Below are 13,153 nucleotides of genomic sequence, written 5' to 3' on the forward strand. Positions count from 1 at the left end.
TTTACTTACAGTATCTGCAAAGGTATGTACTTTTAGGTAGACGAAATTCTTAACTTACAATAAAAAATATTTTGGGTCACTAGTAAAGTCCGATAAACCTTGTCATTATCATCTTTTCAAGAGGGAGTCGCCGCCAGCTTCCGCTTCAATCCTATGTTGATAGTGGAGCTACCCAGATACGTCACTGTAGATAGTGTGCGAATAAGTTGTTGGCTTTGAACTTAGTTAAGTTCAAGTGCAGGTCAAATTCCATTTCTAATCACTTACTGTCGATATGAATTAGTAAAGCCCTTGAACTTGTTTAAATTCAAGGGCTTGGTTTATATATAGAAACTATTACAATCCTAACTTTAATGGACAACGATACGTGTCACCTACTCATATTACGAGAGATGGGCACTCCGGAAAGTGTTCTTTCCGAAGCGCCAACCCTTAACCTCAACCCGATTGCAACACCATCCACTTCCATCCACTCAATCTTTCATGATCTTCGGTGGAGTCTCGCCTGGAATCGCTGGTTTTTCATTCGGTGTATCTTCCAAGAACTTCGTCTCTACGACTTCTTTTGGCACACTCGCTTTGCCGTTCTTTTCTTCGAGTCGGTCAATCGTCCGCTCGATCGTTTTATTCAACGTCGAAAGCGCAACGATTGTATCCCCTGTTTGTGCTTGTAATTCTTTTTCTGCCGTGTAGAACTCTATATCACCAGTTGCCCGTATGATGTACAACAATATGGACTGGTCATCGCGCTCGCGTAAGTACTGTGTGTAGCTGTATTGTTTCGTCAGCAACGTTTTACGGAACACATGCCCTTGGTTGATACGATCATCTAGTTCGTGGATGGACAAGTTCGGCGTGAATAGGAATTGCCCTGTTGCCAGGTTGAACTGTTGATCAGCGCTTCGTTTATGTGTGGTCGTTTGGAACAACAAGTCTCTTCCTAGATCCGGCGTGAAATCGGCGCATACGTGTGAGTTGTAAGTATCCGTCTTTGTCATCGCCAACATATAACGGTATGGTGTCAAATCCAAATGGTAGCCCGTATGCTCGGATAAAATATCCCCCATATATGTGGGCACGCTAAGTTTTCGCGCATTGGAAAGACCGCCCCATGAATTTTCCACAACCAAAACTTTGTGACCAGCGTCACTAATATTCTTCGCAAGTTCCGCTACGAACCTTGTACTGCCGATTAGTACTACACCCGATTCAATCGGCGTGGTCAAATTAAGTTTCTTTGCAAGCCAACCAATCGAAAAGCCATGGACGATGACGGTCGCAAATACAAGTGCGAAAGTCAAAGCGGTTAAGAGCTCCGCATCTTCATAGCCGTTCTCAAGCAATATCGTCGCGAAATAGCCCGATACGGTCAGTGCCACAATCCCTCGTGGCGCAATCCAACCAATAAGTGTTTTTTCACGATTCGTCAAATCCGTACCAATTGTTGATACCCATATCGATAGCGGTCTGACGACAAATAGCATCGCAAGTACGTATAGAATGATTTTCGGATTCAAAATTTCGATTAAGATATGTGGATCTAACGACGCCGTCAACATGACGAAAATTCCCGAGATAAGCAATACCGAAATATTCTCTTTAAAATTACGGATGTCTTCTAAAGTAGTCAAATGCATATTCGCCATCGTCATTCCCATCGCCGTGACAGCTAATAAACCCGTCTCATGCATGATTTCATCAGATAATACGAAGACAAATAACACGAGGCCGAATAATATCGGCGCTTTTAAATATTCCGGTACCCAACCTTTTTCAAATGCTGTTCCTAGAATTCGACTCGTTCCCCAACCAAGAAGTACGGAAAACAGTGATGCACCAAAGAACAGCAACATCGCTTTGGCCGTTACTTCATCATTGATGAACTTGATAACTTCAAATGCAAATACTGCTAGAAGTGCGCCGAATGGATCAACGACAATTCCTTCCCACTTCAATATCGCGGCTGCGCGGGGTTTTAACCGCGCTTGTCTAAGTAAAGGCAAGATTACGGTAGGACCTGTGACGATGAATAGTCCTCCAATAATAAATGCCACTTCCCACGACAATCCTGCGATATAGTGAGCGGCTAGTGACCCAGCGATCCACGCAATGAACGCGCCGAACGTTACGATTCGCGCAACAGGACGTCCAAATCCTTTAATTTCTTTAAAATCGAGATTTAAACTGCCTTCAAATAATATAATCGCCACTGCGAATGTAATGATGGGTGAATATAGATCCCCCATGGATTGCTGCGGATTGATCAAACCGAAAATTGGCCCTACCAATAACCCAGCAATTGCCATCACGACAATCGCTGGCATCCTCGTCCGCCATGCTATCCATTGCGACGCTACGCCAATTAACACGACCAACATTAAATCCATAATCAATGAATTGAACATTAGGTAGGTCGCCTCCTTCCCTCTTCCAAGCCTTTCTGAACTGCTTTCTTCCCATTGTAATAAACTATTCCCATTTTTCATAGGGTAAGAGGAACAAGCAGATTCAGAAAGGGTGGTTCCTATCGAAAAACAAGTCCAAAAAACAATCGTAATCTATCTTTCCATAACTGAAGGTAAGGGAAGTTATCCTTTACGCCGTGCATTAATACTGGCAAATATGCTAAAAAGCGAAGCACAAGTCATCTTTTTACACGATCAAGAAACACCAGTCCCAAGCGAAAATTTCACATGCCATAAAGTAATCGGTTCTTCTTCCTTCATTAAATTAATAGGCAAACTTCAGCCTGATCTTTTGATTCGAGACAGTGGTCCAAGCTATAAAGAAGAAATGACTAAAATTCATGAACTAGTGCCAAGTATTCTACATTTCGATGATTTCGGTGATGGCGGACAATTAGCAGACTGGGTGATCCAGACGCTGTACCCGGAAACCCAAGAACTTTATGCCGACCACTATATTGTAGGACCTCAGACATTCATGGCAGATGCTACACTGAAATCTTTTCGGCATGCGGGTCTTAAGAGAAAATCTCCATCTTCTTCGCAACTCGTCATTTCATTCGGCGATGAAGACCCGGGCAATCTCACGTTTCGTGCGTTGCGACATTTAAAGCAATTACAAATTCCTTTGTCCGTACTGGTGCTACTCGGCCAGAATTATAAACATGATGTGAGTGAAATCCAAATGATGGCATTGAGTCGACCGAACACGAAAGTCGTACAAGCCCCGGACAACCGTGCAGAGCTATTCTCTAAAGCCGATATGGTTCTGTGTGATGCGGGCTATACACCATATGAAATAGCCGTGATCGGTGTACCTTGTATTGTACTTGCCCAAAACGAGTTCGAATCAAACCTCGGCTTTCCAACCGAACGAAATGGCTTTACCCATCTCGGTCTCGGTCGTAAAGTGACTCAGTCGAACTTACTGAATGCAATCATGGAACCGTTGTTGCATGACGCACGTAAGGAACGCGCCATCAAAAAGCAGTTGCAGATCGATATCGGCACAAGCGATGAAAAGGTACTTGAGGCTATCCGTTATTTGCTGGAGTTCCCTAAACGCACGAGGCAGAATATGTTACACTAAAGGAAAACATTATGATAGGAGTTTTCCATTATGACAAAGGATCAGCTGGAACAAGAGATCGCGGAGCTGAAGATGGACTACATCAGCTTACAGGGCGATATGGAGAAGTTAGAGTCGACAGGTCATGTGAAGATGATCGAAAATGCGGAGCTTCGTCTATCTAAAATGGAAGAGCGCCTCGCGGATTTGAATAAGCAGCTCGCTGAAGCGACGAATTAATACGAACAACCTCCATCGAGTGTATAGCTGATGGAGGTTGTTTTTTGGGTTTGGGAATAGTGAGGATGACTGTGGATTGGGGGTGGGGATTTGCGCTTCGGAGGGGACGCTTTCCTGAGGGCCCGCGGCGAGCCAACTGTTCGCTGCGCTCTCTTAGTTGTCTCGCCTGTCGGGCTTGATCCTCCAGGAGTCGCCCCTCCTACGCGCAGATCCCTTGCAATGCGAGTGTGAGATACTTTTTGTTGTGCATTAAAGTAAGTTCTGTAAGTGGTTGTGAACTTTAGTACTTGTCTTTAAATACGTTAAGACAAAACAATAATTTGCAGACTATCTACAGTGAGTTATCTACGTCCCAACACGATCAACGCAGGATGGAAGCGGAAGCTGGTGGCGATTCCTGATGGATCAGCCTGAACAGGTGAGACAACCAAAAGAGAGCGTAGCGAACTGGTTGGCTCACCGCAGGCCCATGGGAAAGCATCCACCAGCTGGAGCTTCCATCCCCTCCTGCCCCATAAAAAAAAGCCCACAGCAAGTGTGAGCTTAGGCCATTACATACTCTTGGGCTGCTTCGTCTTGCACGAGCAACTCTTTTAGGTACTTCTTCGCGCGGAACAAGCGGGACTTCACAGTGCCGATTGATACACTCATCAACCCTGCGATCTCTACTAACGAATATTGATTCACATAGAAATACTCAATCGTCTTCCGGTAAATACCGTCCAACTCGCTGATCTTCTGTTGTACTAGCTCGGAAATATCACTTTGTTCCATCAACTCAGCAGGAGTTTTCGCATTACTGGGAACCAAATCCAAGATCGGAACGTCTAATGTATCAGGTTGATTCATCACGTATTGACTGTGACGTACATTTTTTCTGTAACGGTCGCGGAATGTGTTCATACAAATCGTCGTCAACCAAGCCTTCATACGGTTGACTTCACTCATTTCACCACTGTAGCGCACTACTTTTACCCATACGTCTTGCATGAGATCTTCTGCTTCTTCCTTATTGCGAGTGAGTTTAAGACATAAATGATATATATAGCGTCCATATTCTTCGTATAATGCGTTTAAGTCGTTTTTCATAATAAGTAGCCTCCGTTTTATAACTGGTACCCTTATTATCACCGACAAACACATTATGAACTATCGCTTTCTCTTTCAGTAACCTTACAATTATGTAAGATTACTTGACAAGTTCTACGCTTCCATAACCTCTTCTTTCGGTTCCTGCTTGGTAATCTTTAGGCGCAAAATCCGCGTTCGGTCCATTTCCTCAATCTCAAACAACAATGAATTATAACTAAACTTCTCGCCTTCTTCTGGAATATGACCCACTTCCTGAAAAACAAATCCACCGATTGTATCATGATCTGTTGGTAACTCTATGTCGAGTAGTTCAATAACGTCTTCAATCTCTAAACGTCCTTGGCAGATTAAATGATTCTCTTCTTTTTCGAAAACCATCGACTCTTCCTCCACGTCCGTTTCATCCTCTATATCCTGTCCAATCATTTCTTCAATAATATCTTCCTGTGTGACGATTCCGAGTGTCCCACCATATTCATCTAGCACAATCGCCATATGTTTCTTTTGCGTTAACATACGCTTAAACACGAGCTCTACGCTTGCGGTCTGCACGACGAACAAAGGTTGGCGATCAATTACCTCGGAAAACTTTCGCTCGGGATACATGGACCACTCAATCAACATTTTCGAATAAAAAATACCGACCACTTTGTCGATACTCTCTTCATATACTGGATAGCGGGTATAGAAATACTGCAATACGACGTCGCGTACATCTTCATACGTAGAATCCATCGATAGTGAAATAATATCCGTACGGTGTGTTTCCATTACATCGCTAACATCTTTATCGCGGAAATCTAGCATACCTTTTAGACGGATTGATTCATCCTGACCGAATGTGCCTTCTGTAGACGCAATGTCCACCATCGAACGCACATCTTCTTTCGTCAACGTTGCTTCCGTCACCGTTCCTTTAGAAATCAAGCGAACAAAGAAATTGGTGAACAACGATAAAACCAATGTCAATGGAATCAATAACTTCACAAGTACCGAAATAGGTGGCGCTACAATATACGCGATACGATCCGCAAATGTCGCAGCAATCGTTTTCGGTAATACTTCTCCGAATATAATCAAAACTACCGTCAAGATCCCTGTCAGTAACCCAATACTCAATCCTTTATCGATTGCAATCATCGTCACAATCGTAGGCATCAAAATATTCGCAATATTATTTCCAATTAGTATCGCCGTAATCATACGGTCCGGCTTGGAAATCAATTTTCGTAATTTTATCGATTTAATGTCTCCCTGATCCGCACGCAACTGAACTTTCATTCGATTGATAGCAGTCAGAGCTGTTTCACTTCCCGATAAAAAGAAGGACAATAATAAACATAGTCCCAGTGCAATAAACAATTGCGTCTCCTCCAACGTTTCTCCATTTATTTGTTATCATTCATCAGATATTATTAACATGAATTCAACATTTCTTATTGCATAAGTATATCACATATATAATCTGAATCGTTAATGCTACATACAGGTAGGACGTATACTTTTATCATTCGGTTCCCTTATCCATAAGTGTCTAAACCTTAATACATCACGAATTTCTGCTATACTGTGATATAGAAAATATCCAAAGAAAAGAGGGTTTACTATGACTTCATCACAAGCATTGGACCACTATTTCACAAACAACCGTGACCGCCACTTGGAAGAGTTAACGAGCTTCTTGGCAATTCCAAGTATCAGTGCACTTTCCGAACATCAATCCGATATGCAAAAAGCGGCGGAATGGCTGGCGAATGAATTCGAAACTGTCGGATTAGAAAACGTGTCGATTGAAAAAACGGCTGGACAATCCGTTGTCTATGCAGACTGGTTACATGCTGAAGGTCAGCCAACCATCCTGATCTATGGCCACTACGATGTGCAACCTGTTGATCCGCTTCACTTATGGGAAACACCTCCGTTTGAAGCAACAATCCGTGATAATAAATTATATGCACGCGGAGCAAGCGATGATAAAGGGCAAGTGTTTATGCACAGTAAAGCGATCGAAGCGCTGATGAATGTTGAAGGCACTCTCCCTGTTAACGTCAAGCTGATTATTGAAGGGGAAGAAGAGATCGGTAGCCCGAGCCTCGAAGAATATATCCAAAATAATCAAGATAAGCTGGCGGCAGATTTCATCGTCATTTCAGATACCGGCATGTACGGACCTGGCCAGCCCGCCATTTGCTACGGGCTGCGCGGATTAGCCGGCGTACAAATCGATGTGAAAGGTCCTAAAGGAGACTTACACTCCGGACTATACGGTGGCGGTGTTCAAAATCCAATCCACGCACTCGTCGAAATTCTAGCTTCATTCCGTGACGCCGAAGGAACTATCGCCATCGACGGATTCTACGATCAAGTTCGCGATCTGACGGAAGAAGAACGCGCAGGTTGGGCAGCTCTCGACTTCGATAAAGAAGCAGTGAAAAAAGAAGTCGGTGTCAAAGAATTAACTGGGGAGCCCGGCTACACGTACACAGAACGCACATGGGCCCGTCCTACACTCGAGATCAACGGTGTATTTGGTGGATTTTCAGGAGAAGGCATCAAAACCGTCCTCCCTTCCGAAGCAGGTGCAAAAATCACATGCCGTCTAGTTCCTGATCAAGAGCCAGATGAAATCATAGAAAAACTACGTGCACACATTGCGAAACACGAACCAGTCGGATGTGAAGTAACGGTCACTGAATTTGATAAAGGCAAGCCTTACCTAACACCATACGACCACGAAGTGATTCAAGCGGCTGGCAGAGCATACGAGCAAGTATACGGTGTACCTACCGTCTATACCCGCGGTGGCGGCTCCATACCCATCGTTGCAGCATTTGATGAAATTCTTAAGTTACCCGTTGTCTTAATGGGCTTCGGACTGGATACCGAAAACTTCCATGCACCGAATGAACATTTCCATTTAGAGAATTTCGATAAAGGATTGCGTGTCATCAGTAGTTATTATGGAGAAATTGAAAAACTCGGGTTGTGATTTGTGAGGGGGTTGATGGGGCTACTGGGGCGATAGAGCGGTTGTGACGTTGGATTGAGCGGTTGCGCGGAGGCATTGAGCGCTCGTGACGCTGGATTGAGCGGTTACGCGGAGGCATTGAGCGCTCGTGACGCTGGATTGAGCGGTTACGCGGAGGCATTGAGCGCCCAGACATGGCAATAGATCACTCACTAAAAACTATGAGCGCCTCCTCCCTTTTCACATAACAAAAACAGGCTACTCCACAAAAGGGGTAGCCTGTTCTACATGAAGAATGGTACTTTACTACTCTCAAGATTCCTCTTCTTCGTCCTCATAATTACCAAAGTACGTTAGGATTTCCTCTACCGACTTACGCGGTGGAGCTTTCGGCGACGTGTCGAAATAGCCGAACTGCAACATGCTGATGATGCGCTCGCCTGCCTCTACACCTAAACGTTCGCGAAATTTCGGGTTGTCGATGAAAGGTGGTGTTTTCCAACAAGTACCTATTCCTTTATCCCAAGCAAGCAATTGGATATTTTGAATTAGTACGCTGGCTGCTGCGTAATCCTCTAGCCGCTCTTTTTGGCGTACATCTTCAGGTACGATGACGAATACAGCTGCACTGGCAGTCGAGAACTTCTTCATTTGTTTTTCGAGATCCTCGTCAGAAAGCTGCTTCCAATTTGCTACACCGAACTCCTTCAAGACGTCCAAAAGCTGTTCATACTGTTCACCTATCGCTACGATTAATCGCCAAGGATTACGGTTTCCGTGGTTTGGAGCCCAAACGGCATCTTCTATAATTTCTGGAATGATCTCTGGTTCGATCGGTTGTCCGTTAAAATTCTTAATAGAGCGCCGTGTGACGATGGCCTCTCTTACCGATAATGCTTGTTCATTCACACTCAACCTTCTCCTTTGCAATAAGTATCTGCTTTTCATTATACCCTAACTTGGTAGTCTGTTACTAGAGGCTATGAGAAACACTTTGATGCAAAACTGGACAATTATGAGAAATGATCATTAATTTTGAAGAAGATATACTTCGCATTCGGTGAGTAAGCATAAGAGTCTTTATAATCCCATGTACGATGATACGCATCATACGTATGCGCATTGACGAGCGGCATATCCCCATTCTTGGCAGTCACGATCGTCGTATGATCGAAACGGCCATCCCCATGGAAATCATATGAAATGACATCTCCCAGCTGTAATTCTTGAGGCGATTTTACTTGAGTTGCAGTCAGTCCTTTTGTAGATGTCGCTAAGTACCATCGCATGGAGTGAGCAACGGTATAACTGAAGCTCCACGTACCTTTTTGCATCCACCAACCCTTTTCGCGGTTTGGTTGTCCATGCATGGGTGCTCCACCCGCCAACAGACATTGTGAAATGAAATTCGTACAGTCATCTTCAAAACTTGGAAAGGCAGGGTTTCTGCTATTCCACCACTTATCCGCATAGTCTACTGCTGCTTGTCGATCGTACAAAAAAATCCCTCCTTGCCATATCATATGACAACGAGGGACGTTCAATTAATGATGTAACACTTTCGATAAAAAGTTTTGGGCACGTTCAGAATCAGGATTCGTGAAGAACTTGGCAGGTGATGCCTGTTCCACGACTTTACCGTCTGCCATGAAGATGATTTCATCGCAAATTTCTTTGGCGAAGCCCATTTCATGGGTCACGACGACCATCGTCATACCACTTTCAGCAAGTTTACGGATCGCATCGAGAACTTCGGTGACCATCTCAGGATCAAGTGCTGAAGTCGGCTCATCGAAAAGCATCACTTGCGGATCCATTGCGAGTGCACGTGCTATCGCGACACGTTGTTGTTGACCACCTGATAGCCGGTTCGGATACGCGTCGAATTTATCGCCGAGACCAAGCGAAGTCAGTAACTCCTTCCCTCGCGTTTCCGCTGCACTTTTGCTTAGTCCTTTTACATTGATAGGCGCAAGTGTGACATTTTGCAACGCCGTGAGGAAAGGATAGAGATTAAAGCTTTGGAAAACGAAGCCGATTTCAGAACGCGCTTTATTAATATTCACTTTTCTATCGTGGATGGAAACGCCGTCTACTACAATTTCTCCGTCATCAATTGGCTCGAGCGCATTGATCGTGCGAATTAATGTAGACTTTCCTGCTCCACTTGGGCCTATGATGGCCACAACGTTTGATTTAGGTACTTCAAGCGTGACATCTGTCAGCACTTGGTTCATACCGAATGTTTTATTTACGTTTTTTATAGAAATCATTTCTGGCACTCCTTCACATCAAACTTCATGAATTTTCTCTCGCTAATAATTTTTGTTCGATCGCCCGAATGATCATGGATAACGTGAACGTCATCGCAAAGTAAACGAAACCGATGAATGTCCATACTTCAATGGAACGCATACTAGTGGCAACGAGATTCTTTGCGTTCAACGTTAATTCCGTTGCACCGATGACCGAGATCAAAGAAGAGTCTTTAATTAGCATGATGAATTGTGAAGCTAGTGGCGGTAGAACTCGTCGGAACGCTTGCGGTAAGACGATCAAGCGCATTGCCTGCCAGTACGTCATGCCTGACGAACGAGCCGCTTCCATTTGCCCTCTTGGCACTCCTTGTATTCCTGAACGAACGATTTCTGCTATGAATGCTGCGGTAAAGACAGCTAGACCGATAATCGATGCCCAATAAGAACCGAGTTTTAAAAATTGGCCGAGTACAAAGAAAATCCAAATCAACAATACTAGCAACGGCACGCCGCGCATGACTTCTACATAAGCTGAGGAAAGAATACGGATGAAACTATTGCGGGAAATTCTACCCATTCCAATCATAATACCTAGAGGAATAGCCAGTAATAATGCGATCGCTGAAATTTCAAGTGTTTTCAACGCCCCTGCAATAAAGATATCCATATTTTGCGATATTACACTGAAGTCATATTCATAACCGCCCATATTATTCTCCCGAAACCTTATCTAGCCAGTCGCTTTCCTCAAACCAGCGACTTCTGGATGCTAATTCTTCCGGGCTATCCACATAACTATGCAAGAATGAATTCAACCATTGAATCGTTTCAAAATCATTTTTCTTCACTGCAATCCCTAAGTTTTCAGCAGACAGCAAACCTTCGAGCTGATGAACTTCCCCTTCGTGCTCTAAGCGCCATACCGCAATAGCAGGTTCATCGTAAACGACTGCATCAGCTTGTCCTGAACCCATTGTCGTAGCTGCCAACGGGAAATCTTCGAAATCTACTACTTCCGCATTTTTGAACTGAGACTTCGCAAGCAGCGCACCCGTAGTTCCGATACCTACCGCGATTTTATTCCCTTTTACGTCAAGCTCTTCCCATGATTTGATACCTTTATTGGCAGCTGGCACCATGATCGCCTGACCTGTTTTATAGTAAGGATTGGACATGCTAATGGATAGTGCACGATCCCCACGAATCGTCATACCTGCGATGACCATATCGACTTCACCTATTTGCAAAGCCGGCCCTAAGCCGTCAAATACGAATTGCTTAAATTCCACTTCCGTATTGAGCGCTTCACCTACTGCGTTTGCTAGATCGATATCGTAGCCGACAAAACCGCCTTCGATGCTTTTCATTTCAAAAGGGAAATAACCTGGTGCAATTCCAATCACCAATTTTTTGTTGTCTTTAATATTCTTCAACGTGGACTTTTCTGTTGATGCTGCCCCTCCGTCGTTACTACTACATCCCGCGATGACCAATACTAGGATGAGTAATAGTGCTGTAAACATCTTCTTCATACATTTCCCCTTCTCTCTCTTTACTAGTATAAATATTCTAAATTAATACAATTATAAGATACCAACTACCAACTGTCTACAAGTATATGTATACGTTTGCTTGTATACTCCCTATATCGGATAAGATCTTATAACGATTACTTTATATACTGCTTAATATACATCACTATGAATAATTATACAATAGTAAATAGTTTCATTATGCATGACGAAGGGGAATATAGTAATACTAGTATAGCCTCGAATAAAAAAACGACAGTTCTTAGAGATTTCTCTCAAGAACTGCCGTCATTACTTTTATGGAGCATAGGGGGCTCGAACCCCTGACCTTTGCACTGCCAGCGCAACGCTCTCCCAGCTGAGCTAATGCCCCTCATATCTGGTACAATATAGAGTATATCAACTGTTCGTTTAAAAGACAATAGGCAAGAAAGGTGGTTAAGAGTATGCAGCATGAAGAAAAAGAGTTGTCTGAAATTGTTTCTCTGTGTGACTCCAAAGGGCTTCTGAATCCTGAATCAATAGGATACGCACGCAGCCCTTTAGTGAGAAGCAATTTAAGAGGACAGTTCATGAAGAAGAAACGCTGGAACAATTGGTGCATCTACGGGGAAGACATTTTATTAACTACCTCGATTGTACATCTGGATCATAAAGTAATTTGTCTAATTTACATACTCAACTATGAAACCCAGCGTTTCTATGAAAAACATGTAACTCTCCCTTTTGGAAGACGTATTAAAATGCCAGAGGAAGCCCTCGATAGTATCAAGTTCGTACACGATGATATTACGATTCAATTCGTTCATATGCAAGGCGAAACGCATCTCTCCATTGTCATTCCTGATTTTGATAATGAAGTATTGCATGCAGATTTGCATATTATTCATCCCGAGAATGATGAATCATTGAATGTAGTCATTCCGAAAAGTCGGGACTCATTCCACTTCACTTCTAAACATTCGATTATGCCGACCGGTGGATATGTGCGTTTTGGTGATCGACGTTTTGATTTCAATCCATATTACAGTTTTGCCGTTTGTGATTTTGGCCGCGGTGTGTGGAATACCCGAACGAATTGGGACTGGGCGATGGCTTCCCAGCGGACAAGTGGTAAACGGATTGGCTTGAATTTCGGTGGTAGTTGGACGGACGGTACGGGACTGACGGAAAATGCCGTCTTCGTTGAAGGCACTATGTATAAATTTCATGAGGATGTACTATTCGATAGCGATAAGGAAGACCCGAAAAGCGCATGGAAAATCCACACAAAATTTTCGGATGATATCCAGTTGACGTTTAAACCATTTTTCCAATGTCCAACACTTGATGATTATATCGTACGCAAGATGTCGGTTAATCAATATGTCGGCTATTTTCATGGAAAGATTCGACTACCAAGCGGACAAGTCTTACCGATTCGACAGATGCTCGGTTCAATTATGGAGCGAAAGTATAATTAATTAAGCTTTTCCTCACCCACCTGTCTACAAAGAGATCATTTTTTGTTTAAGGTCGCTCTTTTAAGG

At 43.5% G+C, this 13,153-nt stretch carries 11 protein-coding genes, 1 tRNA gene and 1 pseudogene; 4 read left to right on the plus strand and 9 right to left on the minus strand.

The window, feature by feature from the left end; translation table 11 throughout:
- Positions 1–473: 473 nt before the first annotated feature.
- On the minus strand, positions 474–2,405 hold the full coding sequence (locus CSV73_RS06170; protein WP_232319149.1) for a cation:proton antiporter: 1,932 nt from the start codon (positions 2,403–2,405) through the stop codon (positions 474–476).
- Positions 2,406–2,517: 112 nt separating this feature from the next.
- Between CSV73_RS06170 and CSV73_RS06175 the strand changes: the two genes are divergently transcribed.
- Positions 2,518–3,555 (plus strand): glycosyltransferase family protein, encoded by a 1,038-nt coding sequence (locus CSV73_RS06175; protein WP_085132646.1) that lies wholly within the window; start codon positions 2,518–2,520, stop codon positions 3,553–3,555.
- 30 nt (positions 3,556–3,585) lie between these two features.
- The gene (locus CSV73_RS06180) at positions 3,586–3,774 is read left to right on the plus strand and encodes an SE1832 family protein (protein ID WP_029053516.1); all 189 of its coding nucleotides are present in this window, start codon (positions 3,586–3,588) and stop codon (positions 3,772–3,774) included.
- A 543-nt stretch (positions 3,775–4,317) separates the two neighbouring features.
- Here the strand turns inward: CSV73_RS06180 and CSV73_RS06185 are convergent.
- Together CSV73_RS06185 and CSV73_RS06190 are read right to left on the minus strand one after the other, a co-directional pair.
- Positions 4,318–4,863, minus strand: coding sequence for an RNA polymerase sigma factor (locus CSV73_RS06185; RefSeq protein ID WP_085132645.1), 546 nt, complete (start codon positions 4,861–4,863; stop codon positions 4,318–4,320).
- Positions 4,864–4,977: 114 nt separating this feature from the next.
- Positions 4,978–6,228: a hemolysin family protein gene (locus CSV73_RS06190; protein WP_085132644.1), complete on the minus strand. Its 1,251-nt coding sequence runs from the start codon at positions 6,226–6,228 to the stop codon at positions 4,978–4,980.
- A 244-nt stretch (positions 6,229–6,472) separates the two neighbouring features.
- On the opposite strand from CSV73_RS06190, the gene CSV73_RS06195 reads away from it, so the two are divergent.
- On the plus strand, positions 6,473–7,855 hold the full coding sequence (locus tag CSV73_RS06195; RefSeq protein WP_085132643.1) for a dipeptidase: 1,383 nt from the start codon (positions 6,473–6,475) through the stop codon (positions 7,853–7,855).
- A 291-nt stretch (positions 7,856–8,146) separates the two neighbouring features.
- On the opposite strand, the gene CSV73_RS06200 is transcribed toward CSV73_RS06195, so the two are convergent.
- The 6 genes and pseudogenes from CSV73_RS06200 to CSV73_RS06225 form a co-directional block, all read right to left on the minus strand.
- Positions 8,147–8,743, minus strand: a complete 597-nt coding sequence (locus CSV73_RS06200) for a nitroreductase family protein (RefSeq protein ID WP_085132642.1) — start codon at positions 8,741–8,743, stop codon at positions 8,147–8,149.
- Positions 8,744–8,847: 104 nt separating this feature from the next.
- Positions 8,848–9,345: pseudogene (locus CSV73_RS06205) on the minus strand (amidase domain-containing protein); the annotation flags it as partial.
- A gap of 33 nt (positions 9,346–9,378) precedes the next feature.
- Positions 9,379–10,107, minus strand: a complete 729-nt coding sequence (locus CSV73_RS06210) for an amino acid ABC transporter ATP-binding protein (protein WP_085132641.1) — start codon at positions 10,105–10,107, stop codon at positions 9,379–9,381.
- A gap of 25 nt (positions 10,108–10,132) precedes the next feature.
- The gene (locus CSV73_RS06215) at positions 10,133–10,801 is read right to left on the minus strand and encodes an amino acid ABC transporter permease (protein WP_085132640.1); all 669 of its coding nucleotides are present in this window, start codon (positions 10,799–10,801) and stop codon (positions 10,133–10,135) included.
- Position 10,802: 1 nt separating this feature from the next.
- On the minus strand, positions 10,803–11,624 hold the full coding sequence (locus tag CSV73_RS06220; protein WP_099626891.1) for a transporter substrate-binding domain-containing protein: 822 nt from the start codon (positions 11,622–11,624) through the stop codon (positions 10,803–10,805).
- Between the two features lie 300 nt (positions 11,625–11,924).
- Positions 11,925–11,997 (minus strand) — tRNA-Ala (locus CSV73_RS06225).
- Positions 11,998–12,070: 73 nt separating this feature from the next.
- On the opposite strand from CSV73_RS06225, the gene CSV73_RS06230 reads away from it, so the two are divergent.
- Positions 12,071–13,087: a DUF2804 domain-containing protein gene (locus CSV73_RS06230; RefSeq protein ID WP_085132638.1), complete on the plus strand. Its 1,017-nt coding sequence runs from the start codon at positions 12,071–12,073 to the stop codon at positions 13,085–13,087.
- Positions 13,088–13,153: the final 66 nt, after the last annotated feature.

It is taken from the genome of Sporosarcina sp. P1 (assembly GCF_002743155.1).
GTDB lineage: Bacteria > Bacillota > Bacilli > Bacillales_A > Planococcaceae > Sporosarcina > Sporosarcina ureae_B.

Bases quoted from the DNA above. Each gene is read 5' to 3' on its own strand.
- CSV73_RS06195 (WP_085132643.1), top strand. From the start codon at position 6,473: ATGACTTCATCACAAGCATTGGACCACTATTTCACAAACAACCGTGAC.
- CSV73_RS06180 (WP_029053516.1), top strand. From the start codon at position 3,586: ATGACAAAGGATCAGCTGGAACAAGAGATCGCGGAGCTGAAGATGGAC.
- CSV73_RS06210 (WP_085132641.1), bottom strand. From the start codon at position 10,107: ATGATTTCTATAAAAAACGTAAATAAAACATTCGGTATGAACCAAGTG.
- CSV73_RS06220 (WP_099626891.1), bottom strand. From the start codon at position 11,624: ATGAAGAAGATGTTTACAGCACTATTACTCATCCTAGTATTGGTCATC.
- CSV73_RS06170 (WP_232319149.1), bottom strand. From the start codon at position 2,405: ATGTTCAATTCATTGATTATGGATTTAATGTTGGTCGTGTTAATTGGC.
- CSV73_RS06215 (WP_085132640.1), bottom strand. From the start codon at position 10,801: ATGGGCGGTTATGAATATGACTTCAGTGTAATATCGCAAAATATGGAT.
- CSV73_RS06230 (WP_085132638.1), top strand. From the start codon at position 12,071: ATGCAGCATGAAGAAAAAGAGTTGTCTGAAATTGTTTCTCTGTGTGAC.
- CSV73_RS06185 (WP_085132645.1), bottom strand. From the start codon at position 4,863: ATGAAAAACGACTTAAACGCATTATACGAAGAATATGGACGCTATATA.